Annotated in this window: 16 protein-coding genes; 9 read left to right on the forward strand and 7 right to left on the reverse strand. The window is 34.1% G+C overall.

From position 1 onward, the window contains the following. Positions 1 to 45 precede the first annotated feature (45 nt). From EYD45_RS02330 to EYD45_RS02340, 3 genes are read left to right on the forward strand one after another with little or no spacing between them, the layout of a single operon-like run. Positions 46 to 1,257, forward strand: coding sequence for an MFS transporter (locus tag EYD45_RS02330; protein ID WP_130962728.1), 1,212 nt, complete (start codon positions 46 to 48; stop codon positions 1,255 to 1,257). Next, a complete protein-coding gene (locus EYD45_RS02335; protein WP_130962729.1) occupies positions 1,257 to 2,222 on the forward strand; it encodes a YpdA family putative bacillithiol disulfide reductase in 966 nt (321 codons plus the stop codon). Before EYD45_RS02330 ends, EYD45_RS02335 begins: the two co-directional genes overlap by 1 nt. Positions 2,223 to 2,225: 3 nt before the next feature. Further along, positions 2,226 to 2,600: a VOC family protein gene (locus tag EYD45_RS02340; RefSeq protein WP_130962730.1), complete on the forward strand. Its 375-nt coding sequence runs from the start codon at positions 2,226 to 2,228 to the stop codon at positions 2,598 to 2,600. A 5-nt stretch (positions 2,601 to 2,605) separates the two neighbouring features. On the opposite strand, the gene EYD45_RS02345 is transcribed toward EYD45_RS02340, so the two are convergent. Then, the gene (locus tag EYD45_RS02345) at positions 2,606 to 3,049 is read right to left on the reverse strand and encodes an Lrp/AsnC family transcriptional regulator (protein ID WP_130962731.1); all 444 of its coding nucleotides are present in this window, start codon (positions 3,047 to 3,049) and stop codon (positions 2,606 to 2,608) included. A 125-nt stretch (positions 3,050 to 3,174) separates the two neighbouring features. Between EYD45_RS02345 and EYD45_RS02350 the strand changes: the two genes are divergently transcribed. Then, positions 3,175 to 3,567: a hypothetical protein gene (locus EYD45_RS02350; protein ID WP_130962732.1), complete on the forward strand. Its 393-nt coding sequence runs from the start codon at positions 3,175 to 3,177 to the stop codon at positions 3,565 to 3,567. Here the strand turns inward: EYD45_RS02350 and EYD45_RS02355 are convergent. Both EYD45_RS02355 and EYD45_RS02360 read right to left on the reverse strand, forming a co-directional pair. Then, the gene (locus tag EYD45_RS02355; RefSeq protein WP_130962733.1) at positions 3,564 to 4,001 is read right to left on the reverse strand and encodes a hypothetical protein; all 438 of its coding nucleotides are present in this window, start codon (positions 3,999 to 4,001) and stop codon (positions 3,564 to 3,566) included. The two genes, EYD45_RS02350 and EYD45_RS02355, sit on opposite strands and share 4 nt — an antisense overlap. Positions 4,002 to 4,133: 132 nt before the next feature. Continuing rightward, a complete protein-coding gene (locus EYD45_RS02360) occupies positions 4,134 to 7,583 on the reverse strand; it encodes a methylmalonyl-CoA mutase family protein (RefSeq protein ID WP_130962734.1) in 3,450 nt (1,149 codons plus the stop codon). A gap of 142 nt (positions 7,584 to 7,725) precedes the next feature. Here EYD45_RS02360 and purU point away from each other — a divergent pair, with 142 nt between their 5' ends. Together purU and EYD45_RS02370 are read left to right on the forward strand one after the other, a co-directional pair. After that, positions 7,726 to 8,580, forward strand: a complete 855-nt coding sequence (gene purU, locus EYD45_RS02365; RefSeq protein ID WP_130962735.1) for a formyltetrahydrofolate deformylase — start codon at positions 7,726 to 7,728, stop codon at positions 8,578 to 8,580. Positions 8,581 to 8,730: 150 nt separating this feature from the next. Then, positions 8,731 to 9,828, forward strand: a complete 1,098-nt coding sequence (locus EYD45_RS02370) for an OmpA family protein (protein WP_130962736.1) — start codon at positions 8,731 to 8,733, stop codon at positions 9,826 to 9,828. A gap of 72 nt (positions 9,829 to 9,900) precedes the next feature. On the opposite strand, the gene EYD45_RS02375 is transcribed toward EYD45_RS02370, so the two are convergent. Next, positions 9,901 to 11,010, reverse strand: a complete 1,110-nt coding sequence (locus EYD45_RS02375; protein WP_165453872.1) for a TlpA family protein disulfide reductase — start codon at positions 11,008 to 11,010, stop codon at positions 9,901 to 9,903. 269 nt (positions 11,011 to 11,279) lie between these two features. Between EYD45_RS02375 and EYD45_RS02380 the strand changes: the two genes are divergently transcribed. Beyond that, positions 11,280 to 11,984 (forward strand): DUF4197 domain-containing protein, encoded by a 705-nt coding sequence (locus EYD45_RS02380; protein ID WP_130962738.1) that lies wholly within the window; start codon positions 11,280 to 11,282, stop codon positions 11,982 to 11,984. A gap of 201 nt (positions 11,985 to 12,185) precedes the next feature. Here the strand turns inward: EYD45_RS02380 and EYD45_RS02385 are convergent, their stop codons facing one another. Further along, on the reverse strand, positions 12,186 to 12,695 hold the full coding sequence (locus EYD45_RS02385; protein WP_130962739.1) for a hypothetical protein: 510 nt from the start codon (positions 12,693 to 12,695) through the stop codon (positions 12,186 to 12,188). 174 nt (positions 12,696 to 12,869) lie between these two features. Between EYD45_RS02385 and EYD45_RS02390 the strand changes: the two genes are divergently transcribed. After that, positions 12,870 to 13,076, forward strand: coding sequence for a Lacal_2735 family protein (locus EYD45_RS02390; RefSeq protein ID WP_130962740.1), 207 nt, complete (start codon positions 12,870 to 12,872; stop codon positions 13,074 to 13,076). Positions 13,077 to 13,273: 197 nt separating this feature from the next. Here the strand turns inward: EYD45_RS02390 and EYD45_RS02395 are convergent, their stop codons facing one another. Together EYD45_RS02395 and EYD45_RS02400 are read right to left on the reverse strand one after the other, a co-directional pair. Next, the gene (locus EYD45_RS02395; protein ID WP_130962741.1) at positions 13,274 to 14,062 is read right to left on the reverse strand and encodes an ABC transporter substrate-binding protein; all 789 of its coding nucleotides are present in this window, start codon (positions 14,060 to 14,062) and stop codon (positions 13,274 to 13,276) included. Positions 14,063 to 14,065: 3 nt separating this feature from the next. Further along, on the reverse strand, positions 14,066 to 15,472 hold the full coding sequence (locus tag EYD45_RS02400; RefSeq protein WP_130962742.1) for an MATE family efflux transporter: 1,407 nt from the start codon (positions 15,470 to 15,472) through the stop codon (positions 14,066 to 14,068). 192 nt (positions 15,473 to 15,664) lie between these two features. Here EYD45_RS02400 and EYD45_RS02405 point away from each other — a divergent pair, with 192 nt between their 5' ends. After that, a complete protein-coding gene (locus EYD45_RS02405) occupies positions 15,665 to 16,330 on the forward strand; it encodes an HAD family hydrolase (protein ID WP_130962743.1) in 666 nt (221 codons plus the stop codon). Positions 16,331 to 16,365: the final 35 nt, after the last annotated feature.

The following is a 16,365-nucleotide window of genomic DNA, read 5'->3' on the forward strand; positions in this document are numbered from 1 at the left end:
AACATTAAACAAATCAATTATAAATATGTAGCACATTTAGAACTCATGAAAACTCTTTTTAACAATTACCTAAATACCTTTAAAGGTTTATCAACGGAAGTATGGTGGCTTGCCTTAATTACGCTAATAAATAGGGCTGGTGCAATGGTATTGCCTTTTCTGTCAATTTACCTAAATGAAAGTTTGCAATTATCATTCAGCGATGTAGGTACAGTATTAGCCTTCTTTGGTTTTGGGGCAGTAACTGGCTCTTGGTTGGGTGGAAAACTAACTGATAAAATTGGGTACTATAAAGTTATGGTAAGAAGTTTAATGAGTACAGGGGTTCTGTTCATTTTGTTGCAATATTTGAACACGTTTTTTAGTGTTTGTTTGGGTGTTTATTTAGTCATTACTGTTGCCGACATGTTTCGTCCTGCTATGTTTGTAGCCCTGAGTGCCTATAGTAAACCCGAAAATAAAACGCGTAGTGTAACACTTGTAAGATTAGCAATTAATCTAGGTTTTACGGCTGGTCCTGCAGTTGCTGGTTTAATTGTAACACTTTGGAGCTATAGTGGCTTGTTTTGGGTGGATGGCATTACATGTATATTAGCTACTTTGTTAATGACGTTAGTTTTAAATCCTAAAAAAGCAAAAATACAAGACGACGTAAAAACTGAAAATCCTCAATCTGTGTTTAAGGATAAAGTCTTTCTTGTTTTCCTATTCGCTATGTTTTTATTTGGAGTTATATTTTTACAGTTGCTATCAACAATTCCGTTGTATTATAGAAATGGTCATTATCTTTCAGAGCTAGAAATTGGGTTGTTACTTGGAGCTAATGGGTTACTTATTTTCCTTTTAGAAATGCCTCTCATTAACTGGTTAGAAAACTCTAAAGCGTCAAAGTTAGGGTTGATATTATTTGGTGCTATTTTAACCACTCTTAGCTTTCTTGTATTTAATGTATCAAGTTGGTCTGGAGTTTTAATTATAAGTATGTTTTTGATAACGGTTGGGGAAATGATAGCTTTTCCCTTTTCTAATTCATTTACATACGCACAAGCGAAAAAGGGTAACTTAGGAGAATACATGGCGTTATATACAGTTTCTTTTTCTCTTGCCCATATTTTTAGCCACAAAGTAAGTATGGAAATGATAGTAAGATTTGGCTTTGACAATACTTGGTACATCGTTACGGGAATAGGCGGTATTTGTGTATTTTTATTGTTCATTTTGAAAAACTATTTACGCACCAAAAGAAAAATTGCTTAATGAAGGATGTCATTATTATAGGAGGTGGTCCAATTGGAATAGCTTGCGCTTTAGAATGTAAGAAACGTAACTGGAATTATGTAGTAATTGAAAAGGGAGCGCTGACGAACTCCCTTTTCAATTACCCAAAAAACATGACGTTTTTTTCAACTTCTGAAAAGTTGGAGATTGACAGTATTCCATTTATCAGCAAAAACCCTAAGCCTAATCGCGACGAGGCTTTGGAGTATTATCGTCGTGTGGCAACTTCAAATCAAATTAATATCAATCTTTTTGAACAGGTTGGAGCTATTTCAAAAAATAATATTGGTTTTGAAATTAGAACCAATAAGGGAGAGCATACAACAAAGAAACTTATTCTTGCTACCGGCTTTTATGATATCCCTAATTTACTTGATGTTCCAGGGGAAGATTTACCAAAAGTCACACATTATTATAAAGAGGCGCATCCTTATGCGATGCAAGATATTGTGGTAGTTGGTGCAAGTAACTCTTCTGTAGATGCCGCTTTGGAAATTTATAGAAAGGGCGGAAATGTTACCATGATTATTCGTGGTGAAGGTATTGGTGAGCGTGTGAAATATTGGGTACGCCCTGATATTATCAATCGGATTGAAGAAGGCAGTATAACCGCTTATTTTAATTCTGAAATCATAGAGATTACTGAAAATGAAGTTGTTTTTGAATCACCTGACGGTATAAAAAAGATTCCTAATGACTTTGTAGTGGCACTTACGGGTTATAAGCCAAATTTTGATTTGCTAAATCAACTTGGTGTATCACAGTCTGATGACGAAAAACGATTACCAACTTATAATACTGAAACTATGGAAACCAATATTGAAGGGGTATATCTTGCTGGAGTTATTTGTGGTGGCATGGAGACCCATAAATGGTTTATAGAGAACAGCAGAATACACGCGAAACAAATAGCAACCCATATTGAAACCGCTTTAGCTGAATAGATTATGAATTTGAATCAAATAACAGTTCCATCCTTGGATGTTGAAAAAGCTATCGATTTTTATGAGACTTTAGGGCTAAAACTTATTGTGAAATCTCTACCAAAATACGTGCGTTTCGAATGTATTGACGGTACTAGTACATTTTCTATTCATGAGGTTGAAGAATTACCAAAATGTGATGGTATTACTATTTATTTTGAAGATGATAACTTAGATAATTTGGTAGATTCTTTAATTGATAAAGGAATTACATTTGATAGTTTGCCTGAAGACAAACCATGGCTGTGGCGTGAGGCACATCTAAAGGATTTGGACGGGAATCAAATAATACTTTATAAAGCAGGTGGAAACAGAAAAAATCCGCCTTGGCGTATTTAGATATACTATTTTATTGGGATAATTTCTTTTTGCTTTATAACTCTAGACAATACTATCTGCGTTTTGCATTCACCGTAGATGATTAAGTTATCAATAAATGCCTCTAAATGCTTATTGTCTTTAAGCACTACTTCCATAACAATGTTTTCGTCGCCGGTAATACGATAACAATTTACGACTTCATCAAGTGTTTTTACTTTAGCCAAAAATGGTTTTAGTTTACCCATAAAAGCTCTTAGTGTTATAATTGCTTTTAATTGATATCCTATTTCAAAAGGAGAAATTAATGCTTTATATCCTTCTATGATCCCAACATCTTCCATTTTTTTAATGCGTTCTGAAACGGCAGGAGAACTGATGCCAACTTGCCGTCCAATTTCGGCATTAGACTGTCGTGCATTTTGCTGTAAGCATTTTAAAATTTTAGTATTAAGTATGTCAATTTGCATTTAAAGAGATTAGATTAATAAAACATAATATTTAAAGCAAAAATACAATTTTACTTTAAATATTAAGGTTGTATATAAAATTCAGTGCCTAATTTTGTTACAATTGCTAATGAAAATATAAAAAAATGCATAATACCCCAGTAAATCTATCGGAATTACCGATTTATCAAAAAGCTATCGAGATTTTTGCATTGTCTCAAAGCATCTCTTCATACCTTAGCGAAGATCTTTCTGGACTCAAAGAAGACGGTTCTGAAGATACTCATATTTATTTTTCTGGAGATATCGTTCAGCAGTCAGTTTCTTTAGTTCCCGAGATAGAGAATATTGAGCGTGAACGTCATTCTGATAGAAAGCACAGGCATTTAGCTTCATTACGCAGATTAACCAATACGCTCTACAAAAACTCGTATCGTTTAGAAAAAAGTAATAGTAATGGTAAAGACTTTTTACCTGTTTTACGTCGTGAACTAAAGAAGTTTAAAAAGCTACAGCACAATTGGATGTTGACGCTTTAATCTACTTTTTTAAATTTTTCGCCGCAAGGTTCTATACAGGGATACCACAATATTAAGTGGCCATCTGCTGATATATCAAAGTATATTTTGTAAAATTCTGAATTGCAATCATCATCATCAGGAATAATCTCTCCATCAAATGTTGTATCGGCATTAGGATTACTGGTTATTTCATAGGTACCAGTTTGCTTCTCTCCTATTTCAGTTGTTAAAAAGCATAAGTTGCCATTAACCTTCACAGAGCCGTCAAGAAAAAACTCAATAACCCTTTGACTTGTTACAGGTTTAAATGTACCGCTGCCATCACCAGGATCTAATAAATGCTCAATTACTTGCCATTTTCCTAACAGTTGGGTTTCTTCATTTGGTTTGCCGTCGTCTGATGCACAATTGAACAACAGAATGATGATTGTGAAGTATAATATCTTTTTCATTAGAGGTAAGCTTTTCTTATAGATGAAAAAATTTGAAAATGGTTGCTTAAAGATTTTAGATAATTTTGATGATCCTGCTTTTAGCAGCATAAGCGATTCACACATCTTTACAGCATAAATCTGGTTCTCTGATTACATATTTCTGCGATACTGCCCTCCTACTTCAAACAGTGCTTTTGTAATTTGCCCTAAGGAACAGACTTTACAAACTTCCATCAAAGCTTGAAAAATATTTTGGTTATTGATGGCCGTTTCCTGAAGTTGTTTCAAAAACTCTTTTGTATCATTAGCTTTATGCAGATTTTCTAAAGTTTTAATTTGAGATTGTTTTTCCTCCTCAGTAGCCCTAATTACCTCAGCAGGTAAAATAGTTGGCGAACCTTTACTACTTAAAAATGTGTTAACGCCTATTATTGGGAACTTGCCATTATGTTTCAAGGTTTCATAATACAAACTCTCCTCTTGGATTTTGCTACGCTGATACATGGTTTCCATAGCACCAAGAACTCCACCGCGTTCGGTAATTCTGTCAAATTCCAACAATACCGCTTCTTCTACCAAATCGGTTAATTCTTCAATAATGAAAGCACCTTGAATAGGATTTTCATTTTTAGCTAATCCCAATTCTTTGTTTATGATTAGTTGAATTGCCATGGCACGACGCACCGATTCTTCGGTAGGTGTCGTTATCGCTTCGTCATACGCATTTGTATGTAGGGAATTACAATTATCATAAATAGCGTAGAGTGCTTGAAGCGTGGTTCTAATGTCGTTAAAATCAATTTCTTGAGCATGTAAACTTCGTCCTGAGGTTTGAATATGATATTTCAACATTTGGGCCCTGGCATTGGCTCCATATTTTTCCTTCATCGCTTTTGCCCATATTCTGCGCGCTACCCTTCCGATAACTGCATATTCTGGATCTATCCCGTTTGAAAAGAAAAATGAAAGGTTAGGACCAAATTTATCGATGTCCATGCCTCTGCTCAAATAATATTCTACGTATGTAAAACCATTAGATAAAGTTAAAGCTAATTGCGTAATTGGGTTTGCACCAGCCTCAGCGATATGATAACCTGAAATTGATACTGAATAAAAATTTCTAATATTGTTGTCAATAAAATATTCCTGCACATCGCCCATTAAGCGCAACGCAAATTCAGTAGAAAAAATACAGGTATTTTGTGCTTGATCTTCCTTAAGAATATCTGCTTGAACCGTACCTCTAACTTGCGCAATGGTGTCTTTTTTAATGTTTTGATAAATTTCCTTCGGTAACACTTGATCGCCAGTAACACCCAAAAGCATTAGCCCTAAGCCATTATTTCCCTCTGGTAATGTTCCATTATATGTTGGTCGCTCCTTGTTTTTATATAGCTTTTCAATTTTGGAAATAACTTCTTTTTCAAGGTTGTTTTCTTTAATATAAATCTCACATTGCTGATCTATCGCAGCGTTCATAAAAAAACCTAAAAGCATTGGCGCAGGCCCGTTTATCGTCATACTTACCGAGGTCATGGAATCTGCAAGATTAAAGCCAGAGTACAACTTTTTAGCATCGTCCAAACAACAGATAGAAACACCGGCATTACCAATCTTACCATAAATATCTGGACGATAATCAGGGTCGTTGCCATAAAGTGTCACACTATCAAAAGCAGTGGACAATCGTTTAGCTGGCATGCCTGCACTTACATAGTGAAAACGTTTGTTTGTACGTTCTGGACCACCTTCACCTGCAAACATACGTGCTGGATCCTCGCCAGTTCGTTTAAATGGGTAGAGCCCAGAAGTATAAGGAAATTGCCCTGGAACATTTTCTTGCAAGCACCATCTTAAAATATCTCCCCAAGCTTTGTATTTTGGAAGCGCAACTTTTGGGATTTGAGTGCGGGATAACGATTCAGTATGCGTTTCAATTTTAATTTCTTTATCTCTTACTTTAAAAGCATAGATTGGATTTTTGTAACGATTTACGGTTTCACTCCAACCACAAATAGTTTCCCAATTGTACGGACTTAAATCTTTTTTTACTTTATTAAATTCTGCGATTAATAATTTAATGAATTCTTTTTTGTCATTCTTCCCAGAGACTTCAGGACTATTAAGAATTTCATCTTCATTTAAACCTAATTCCCCAAGACATAATCTTTCTACTTCAGTTAAGGAGACATTTAAAACAGAACAAATTGTTTGAAATATGCCATATAGTTTTTGAGCAATATCAACTTGTTCTGCACACAATGTATCATAAGAGCGATTACTTTCAGCAATTTCAGATAAGTAGCGCGTTCTAGAAGGTGGGATTATAAATATCTTTTCACTAGATGCTCCAGTTGTATTAAATGATGATTTTAACTTCGCCCCAACTTTATCTACCAAAACATCCATAACTGCTTTATAAAGCCTATTCATCCCTGGGTCGTTAAACTGCGACGCGATAGTACCAAAAACAGGTAATTGTTCCTGTGGCGTATCCCAAAGATTATTGTTACGCATGTATTGCTTTTTTACATCGCGTAAGGCATCTTGGGCACCCCGTTTATCAAATTTGTTAATGGCAACGATATCTGCAAAATCTAGCATATCAATTTTTTCCAACTGTGTAGCTGCACCAAATTCTGGTGTCATCACATACAACGACACATCAGAATGCTCTATTATCTCCGTATCGCTCTGCCCTATTCCAGAAGTTTCTAAGATTATCAAATCATATTCAGCAGCTTTTAAAACTGCAATAGCTTCATTTACATGTTTTGAAAGTGCAAGATTTGATTGTCGTGTTGCCAAACTACGCATGTAAACCCTATCATTATTAATAGAGTTCATCCTAATTCTATCACCTAGTAATGCACCACCAGTTTTTCGCTTGGAAGGGTCTACAGAAATAATACCGACCGTTTTTTTAGGAAAGTCCAGTAAAAAACGTCGTACAAGTTCATCTACCAAACTGGATTTTCCAGCACCACCTGTGCCTGTAATACCTAAAACGGGAATGGTTGTATTTTTATTTTTAGTAGTAATATCATCTAAAATGCCTTTTGCCACATTAGGGAAATTTTCAGCAGAAGAAATTATTCTGGCAATGGTTTTTGCACTTTTCGTTGTCACGTCTTTTAAAGAAACGTCTAAACTATCTCCAATGGCGAAATCTGATTTTTCAACTAAGTCGTTAATCATTCCCTGCAACCCCATTTCCCTGCCGTCATCTGGAGAATAAATGCGTGTAATTCCATAATCCATCAAATTTTTAATTTCTGAAGGGAGAATTACGCCACCGCCACCTCCAAAGATTTTGATGTGATTTGCACCTTTCTCTTTCAAAAGGTCATACATATACTTAAAATACTCGTTGTGCCCACCTTGATAAGACGTTAAACATATAGCATTAACATCTTCTTGAATCGCCGTATTTACAACCTCCTCCACACTTCTGTCATGCCCTAGATGAATGACTTCTACACCCGTAGCTTGAATAATGCGCCGCATAATATTTATTGAGGCATCATGTCCGTCAAAAAGCGATGCTGCGGTAACTATTCTAATTTTATGCTCAGGTTTGTAAGGGGTATGTTGATTCATTATTGAAAAATAACTAGTTTACGGGTTGCAATTTACGAATAATTCAAAAAAAATTAACTTTTAAAGCACATTTTGCAAAATTCACTCAATTTTTAGCCTCAACACCCTTTTTAATTATTTTTGAGGCTTCAAAAGAAAACTCATGAAAAAAATCACGGTTTTAATTCATTGTAAAGATCGTTCAAATATCATTGCAACTGTGACAAACTTCATTGCTAAAAAAAATGGCAATATTGTTTACTTAGATCAGCATGTTGATAGACAACAGGATATATTTTTCATGAGGTTGGAAAGTGAGTTTATTGACGATAATTTTTCCACAGAAACTTTTAAAGCGTGCTTTAAGAATGAATTGGCTGATGCGTTTGATATGAAATGGCGTATTTATTCTTCTGAAAGAAAACCAAAAATGGCTTTATTCATATCTAAATATGATCATTGTTTGTATGATATTTTAGGACGCTATAATTCAGGAGAACTTCATCTGGAAATTCCCTTTATTGTTAGTAACCATGTGGATTTAAAACCGATAGCAGACAGTTTTAAAATCCCTTTTTATCATGTACCAGTAACAAAAGACACAAAATCTGAAGCGGAGGATAAACAACTGGAATTGCTTGAGTCGAATGACATAGACTTTATAGTACTCGCCAGATATATGCAAATTGTATCTCCAAAACTGATTAATAAGTACCCTAATAAAATTATAAATATTCATCATTCATTTTTACCAGCTTTTGTTGGTGCAAAGCCATACCATTCGGCATATAAACGTGGTGTGAAAATTATTGGAGCAACAAGCCATTATGTTACTGAAGAGTTGGACGCTGGACCAATCATTGAGCAAGATGTTTCAAGAGTAACACATGCCTACACAATTAAAGACTTGATTGCAAAAGGTAGAGACCTTGAAAAAATAGTTTTGGCCAATGCTATAAAACTACATTCTGAAAGGAAAGTAATGGTTTATAATAATAAGACCGTCATTTTTTCTTAATTATTCCACTGATTTTCAATGGATTTCAATCATGTTTTTGAAAAAAGTTAAAATTTGTTAAAATTAACAAATGTTAATTGTGACTTATTTGATATATTGGTGTCTTAATTATCGAATAGATAAAAACCATTAACTAATTTCTTAATTTTTATGAAATCAAATTTTATTTTATGCCTAACTTTTTTATTAGGCTTCGGAATGTCCCAAGCACAAAACCTACCTGCAAATCCTGATCCAGGTAAATGCTACGTAAAGTGTATTACAAAAGATGAGTTTAAGACTGTTGAAGAAACTATCCAAACCTATCCTGCATACACTAAGTTAGAAGTTGTTCCTGCAACTTACAGAACCGTTGAAGAGCGCGTGTTAGTTAAGGAAGCTTCTAAAAAGTTTGTTTATGTACCTGCTACTTATGAAACTGTTGAAGTACCTTACGTAAGTAAAGAAGGAAGATCTGATTTAAGCATTATTCCTGCTTCTTTTGGTTCTGATTCAAGAACGTTTGAAACATATCCTAAAACTTCTGGTTGGGAATACAGAGAAACAGCTTGTGATTCTCCTAATAAAGAGGATTGTATGGTAGCATGTTTTGTTGAGTATCCTGCGCAATTTAGAGATGTAAGTTTCACAACATTAGAAAGAGATGCTGCTACAAGTAGTGTTCCTGTACCAGAGCAAGGTGCTACCTACAAAAAGCGTGTAGTAAAAACTCCTGCTAGAATGGATCAAATTGATATTCCTGCAGAGTACAAAACTATCAAGCGTCAGGTGCTAGCTACTCCAGCTACAACAAGAAGTGTAACTGTGCCTGCACAGTCTAAAACCGTTACTAGAACTGTTTTGGCTAAAAAAGGAGGTTTAACTACTTGGGAAGAAGTGGATTGTGGATTATTAAATGCTAATGTATTACCAATTTTTTACGAACTAGGTAGTGCTCGTATTACACCTGCGTCTAAAAAGATTATTGACGAAACGTTATTACCATTATTAAATAGCAAGCCTGTAAGCATTGAATTAATGTCTCATACAGATTCTAGAGGTAACGATGATTTCAACATGTCATTATCACAACAACGTGCTAACTCTGTTGTAAACTATTTAGTATCTAAAGGTATTTCTAGAAGTAGATTATCTGCTAAAGGTTACGGAGAATCTAGATTGGTAAACCGTTGCTCTAATGGTGTTGATTGTTCTGAAGCAGAACACAGAAAGAACAGAAGAACTGAGTTTAGAGTTATAGGAAACTAGAACTTTACAGTATAGTATTAAAAAGACGCCTGTTGGGCGTCTTTTTTTTGTTATCATATTTTGTAGAAAAGATTATCGCCTAGAAATAATATAGTTGGGATAATCAAGAACCTTTTTTTCTATTTTTACACCATATGTATCACTAAGGTTTGAGGCCATTAAGTCGAAGTATTTGTAATGTAACTCCCAATCGTGTAACGTATTGGCCATTTCTTCATCACTCGTAACTATAGGTAGTTCTAATAAGTTTGCCAACTGAAAAGTAACTTGGTTTAGAGATACATTATCTGCCTTTAGGTCAGAATCTCCAATTAAAAAATGTGGTGTATCATTTCCCCAATTAATTTGGTTAATATCCCAAAATTGAGCGTCAGATATATTTAAAAAAAGTACCTCGCCATTTACAGTGCTATACTTTTGTTTTAACTTTAGTTGTTTAAAAATTATGCGCTCCATGTTTTTTAGTGCCTTTGTATCATACTTAAAGCGCATACGATACATTTTATTTAAATCATCCGATATACTTATTTGATTTCTATAGGCATTATTAATATATGCTATAATATCTTTTAAGCTTCCTGTTAACTGCAAAAAATCTGGCTTTTCAATTATTTCTAATGTTTCGTAAGAATCAGTAATTTCAGTAATATCAAAATCAGTTTTTGGACCAGTTTCCTTTACAACATCTATTGGTTTATAAGATTGTAGTTGATACATATCACCAATATTCATAGTTGTTTTATTGGTGCTCAAATAACCATCTAAATGGTAGTTTTTAAATTCTGCAGGATGGCCTTCCCAAAGTTTTTCTCCTTTCGCATTTAACAAAACTCCATACGGCAAACTCGATATATTATATTTTGAAAACGTTTCACCTTGATAATCAATGGCCACTGCAAGTTCTAAAACATGCTTTGTCATAAAACGCTTTACGATATCAGGGTTTTCCTGACTTAAAGACATAATATGGAATTTCTCGGGATACTGACGCTGTAAAGAGGTTAAATATTTGGATGCATGTATACAAGGCCCGCACCAAGTTGCCCAAAAATCCACAAAATAGAGTGCATTGTCCTCAGACGTATTAATTTGAGAGTTTTGAATGTTTTCAGAAATTCTAATTTGCCCGAAAAATAGAGTCGGAAAAAGTATGATGATAGCAAGAAGAACGAAGTGTTTCATTTTTAATTTCAAATACATAAAATAAGTATATAACAGTAATAACAATAATTATGCTAGAATAGTATTTGGTTGGGATTACCGTGCAAAATAAATAAAAAATTATAATTTCATGTGACCTTTTTAATTTTACCGTGTCTTATTAATATGAAATGAAGCCTAGTTAATTGAGGGATTAATCTGGTTTACATATATAAAGACACCCAAATACTTGTTTTTTGGGTGTCTTATTTTTTAGTATTCATTACTTTTGAAAACAAAACCCAATTACCATGATACGTAAAATTCTTTCAGTATTTATAATTTTTAATTTAGTGGCCTGTGCCGAATTACAAGGTGTGATTGACCAGTTACCACAAGGAGGTGTAGTTACCAATACCGAAATAGCTTCAGGATTGCGACAGGCTTTAGATTTTGGAATTGACGAACAGGTAACTAAACTTACCCAAAAAGATGGATTTTTTAAAAATGAATTGGTAAAAATACTACTCCCCGAAGAGTTACAAAAAGTTGATAAGGCACTTAGGGATATTGGCTTAAGTAAGTTGGCTGATGAGGGGCTAAAAGTTTTAAATAGAGCCGCTGAAGATGCTGTAAAAGAAGCCACTCCTATCTTTGTTAACGCTGTAAAGGATATCACTTTTACTGACGCTAAAAATATTTTACTAGGTAATGATGATGCAGCAACGCAATATCTAACTTCAAAAACGCAAACTGCTTTATATGATAAGTTTAATCCTGTGATTAAAAATTCTTTTAGTAAAGTTGGTGCTGATGATATTTGGAATAATCTTATAAATAAATACAACACACTTCCTTTTACTAATGATGTAAATCCAGATTTAACAGACTATGTAACTAATGAAGCATTAAAAGGCGTGTACACCATGATTGCTGTTGAAGAAAAGGAAATAAGGAACAAAATAGGTTCAAGAACAACAGATTTGTTGAAGAAGGTGTTCGCTTTACAAGATTAAAACTTGAAAGAGTTCAATGAAGAATTTAAAAGGAAAGGACTTCCAAAAAAAGAGAAAGTTAAAATTTTCTTTTTTGGAGTTTTTATTGTTCTAATAATGGGAACAAAAGTTTTTTATAATCTTGATAATTCTCCTAAGGCTAAAATTCAAACTCTTATTTTTTATTTATCAGGTTTTCTTTTTTGGATAACTATGGTATTTTTAGTTTTCTGCTTTCTTATATAGCCCGTCAAAAGCAATAGTAACATCTTTGTCATTAGTAATAGTTTCCCAATATTGCCTCACTGAACCGTCTTCATTCAGCGTCCAAGTTACTTTATGATAGTAAGGCTGTCCATCTTTATTTTTAGCTACATCGGTTTTTAAAATCATTTGGTTGCCAACCCTATTGCCTCTTAAGTGCAAATTGCCACCCTGGTTATCAATCCAAATTTGCTCCCACTGTTTTTTTGTAGAGTTGTAAAAATTATTACTAGTTCCTGTAAAATTACCTTTAGCACTTGTCCAATTCTCTCTTAAAATACAATTATCCTGAATTTTGTCAATAATATTTTTTCCCGCTAAAGTGCCGTCTGGATTTGTAACTGTCCATGACCCAATCCAAAAATCAAACTCCGAATGCTTTTCAGTGCAGCAATTGCAGTTACTTTCTTGTGCTGTAAGACCGATTGAAAACACAAACAAAAGGAAGTATAAAAATTTTATTCGCATAAGTATCAGACTTTTAAAATAATTATTTAAATTTAAAGATGTTTAGATTTCTTTAAGTGTTAATTAACATAACATTATAAAATACGCTTAACACGGTCTATCCATATTATTGAAATGTAAGTCTGTTGGAAGTAATTTGATTTGCCAACTACTTTTTTTAATACTTTCAAAAAAATGAAAAAATACAAAAAGGATGATTCTATCCAGCAAAGCCAAATTGAACTCATAAAAAAGTACAAAACCCTTATAGAACAAGCTTACAATCTTAGACAAACTGATGCTCCATTAAGTGATTTTTCTGAATATAAAGCGATTAAATTACTGAACAAACTGAACAAACTAGGATACCTCACCAGAAACCATCAAAGACCAGCTGTATAAAGTTTAGCGTTTCTTTAACGTTCGCATTACATCCAAATCGGCAAAATGCTCGTAATTTATAGTAAAAGAGAAAATTATGAGTCCCCATTTTTGTAAAGTAGGCAAAATTAAAGCAAACACTAACAAATTGGTTAGTGTAAAAGAATTAGAGCGAAGAATAAAAAACTTTGTAGATGATATCAGCAAGGTTGAGTTTTCTAAAGATGCTCGCGGAGCCATTTGAAGTAGCGAAATGCTTTAATTAGTCTAGAGCCGTACCAAGAAAACATTTCTCCATCTACCAAAAGTATTTCCGCTTTTGGATAGAATTTTTTTATCTCTTTTTTGTGAGACGCTTTAAAAGGAAAAGGTTCGCTAGATAACATCACAAGTTCTGCATTATTCTCTTCTTTTAGCTCTATTTCCGGATAACGTTTCTTGTTTTTATAAATATTTTCAAATTTATTTAGCTGCATCATGTAGTTGATAAACGTACTGTTAGCAGCAACTGTCCAAGGGTTTCTCCATATAAAATATACTGATTTCAGATTGGGCTTATTTTCAATGTAAAGCTTAAAATCTTTTGCTTCTTTTCTTATTTCAGATATGATTTCTTCTGCTTTGTTTTCTTTCTGAAAAAGAATACCATAGTGACGTATCAATTCATAACTATCCTCTAAATCAAAAATATCCGAAATATGAACGTTACAAATTTGTTCGCACTCATCTACAATCGCTTTGTTATTTTCTTCTTTGTTACATAGAATGATATCAGGTTGCAGTGGTTTTATTTTAGCAGTATTGATTTGCTTTGTCCCTCCAACTATAGTGGTTTTGGTCTTAATATGTTGTGGATGGACACAAAATTTTGTCACACCAACAATGTAACCTTCCAAACCCAAATCGCATAGTAATTCTGTTTGGCTAGGCACTAAAGACACAATTCGCTTTGGTGTGTCTTCAAAGCGAATTACTCTTTGTAATTGATCTTTAATTTCAATTCTCATAAATTAGACTTGCACCTTTTTCCAGTTGCCCTTTTTAAACCAAACTATAGCAATAACTGCGATAAGCACTTCGGCTAAAGTAATTGCCCAAAACACACCAGAAGGACCAAAATCTAAAGTTATGGCCATAACATAGGCAAACGGCAGTTGTAGCAACCAAAAACACACAAAGTTGATGTAAGTAGGCGTTTTAGTGTCTCCCGCTCCATTAAAAGCGTTTACCACTACCATACCATAGGCATAAAAAATATAACCTGCCGCTAGTACTCTTAAACATAAGCTGCCATAATTCACAACATCCGGAGTTTGGTTAAAAAGTACAATAATTTGCGGTGCAAACACTAAATATGCTATAGAGACAAATCCCATAAAAATAGCGCAATACTTTCCAGTTTTCCAGACAGATTGTTCTGCTCTGTCTGGTTTTTGAGCTCCCAAGTTTTGTCCCACTAACGTCGCCGCTGCATTGCTCATACCCCATGCGGGCATTAAAGTAAACATCATAACACGAATGGCGATAGTATAACCTGCTAAAACTTCACTACCAAATTCACTCATAATTCGCATTAAAAATACCCAGGAAGAGGTTCCGATTAAAAACTGTCCAATACCACCGAGCGACACTTTTATTAAATTTAGCATAACCCCTACCTGTAACACAAGATCCTTGATGCCAATTTTAATTTTACTGAATCCAAAAAACAAGACTGCCAATTGAAATAGTACAGCAGTTCCCCTTCCAATAGTTGTAGCGATTGCAGCACCTTCAACACCAAACGCAGGAATAGGCCCTAAACCAAAAATAAAAATAGGGTCTAAAATAATGTTTAATCCATTCGATAAGACTAAAGTCCACATGGCAACTGAAGCGTTCCCCGCCCCACGAAAAATAGCGTTGATTAAAAACAAAAGCATGATGGTAACATTACCGCCCATCAATATTTTAGTGTAACCATAGCCTTCTTCAATTAAATCGGTCTCGCCACCCATCAATCCAAGAATTTCTTTTGGGTACAATATTCCTATAACGCTAATAATCGCTGATACGGCTATTCCTAAAAAAATGACTTGTACTGCAGCATTAGAAGCACCTTTTATGTCTTTTTCCCCTACTCTACGTGCAACTATCGCCGTAGCTGCCATACTTAAACCTATGGCAACCGCATAAACCAGGGTAATGACCGATTCGGTTAAGCCTATTGTAGCCACTGCATTGACACTTACTTTTGACACGAACATGATATCAACGAGGGCGAAAATAGACTCCATGAGCATCTCGAGAATCATGGGGATTGAGAGCATAAAAACCGCTCGTCTTATACTGCCAGAAGTAAATTCTTGTTCCTTACCTGAAACGGCAATTTTAAAATAATTAAGAAATTGTTTAAATGTGATTTTATTTGATTGCATTGTGAAAATATTGTAATGAATACTTGCCAAACACAAAACGTGCTTGGTTTTTTAATTCGAGAGAACCTCGATAACGTCTGAAGTCAACTTATACAATCATAAGATACAAATATGTTGAATAAATTTCAATTAACAAAATGATTTGTCTAGGCGATTTTAATAGGTTGATATATCTTCGCAAAAAATTTTAAAATGTTAAAAGCTGTTATTTTTGATATGGATGGGGTAATTATTGATAGTGAGCCCATGCACCATAAAGCTTATCATGATATGTTCGATGAAGTTGGTATTGATGTTTCAACAGACCTTTATGAATCATTTACTGGACAGTCTACCCTTAACATTTGTAGACGCCTTTGTGATCAATTTCATTTAGATGAAACCCCAGAAGCATTAGTTTCTTTAAAACGTAAGCACTACAAACAGTTTTTTGATACCGATTCTAATTTGGGATTAATTGATGGCGTTCTAGATCTCATCAAAAATTATTACGATAATGGATTAACCCTTGTTTTGGGATCTTCAGCTTCTATGAGTGGTATAAACATGATATTTGAACAATTTGACTTAAACAAGTACTTTAAGGCTAAATTGAGCGGTGCTGATTTGAAGCAGTCCAAGCCGCATCCTGAAATTTTTGAAAAAGCGGCAGATGCTACAGGTTGTTTAAGAGAGGAATGTATCGTAATTGAAGATTCTACCAATGGTATCAAAGCGGCCAAATCAGCAGGAATCTACTGTGTGGGTTATGATAGTTTTCATTCTAAAAATCAGGACTATTCTAATGCAGATAAAGTCATATCAAATTTTGAAGATATTTATTACCATAAGATTTCCGAAGAATTTAATGCTAAGTAGATTAAGTGCTTTATTGGTCAGCAAAAATCAACTAA

Source organism: Hyunsoonleella flava (assembly GCF_004310325.1).
GTDB classification, from domain to species: Bacteria; Bacteroidota; Bacteroidia; order Flavobacteriales; family Flavobacteriaceae; genus Jejuia; species Jejuia flava.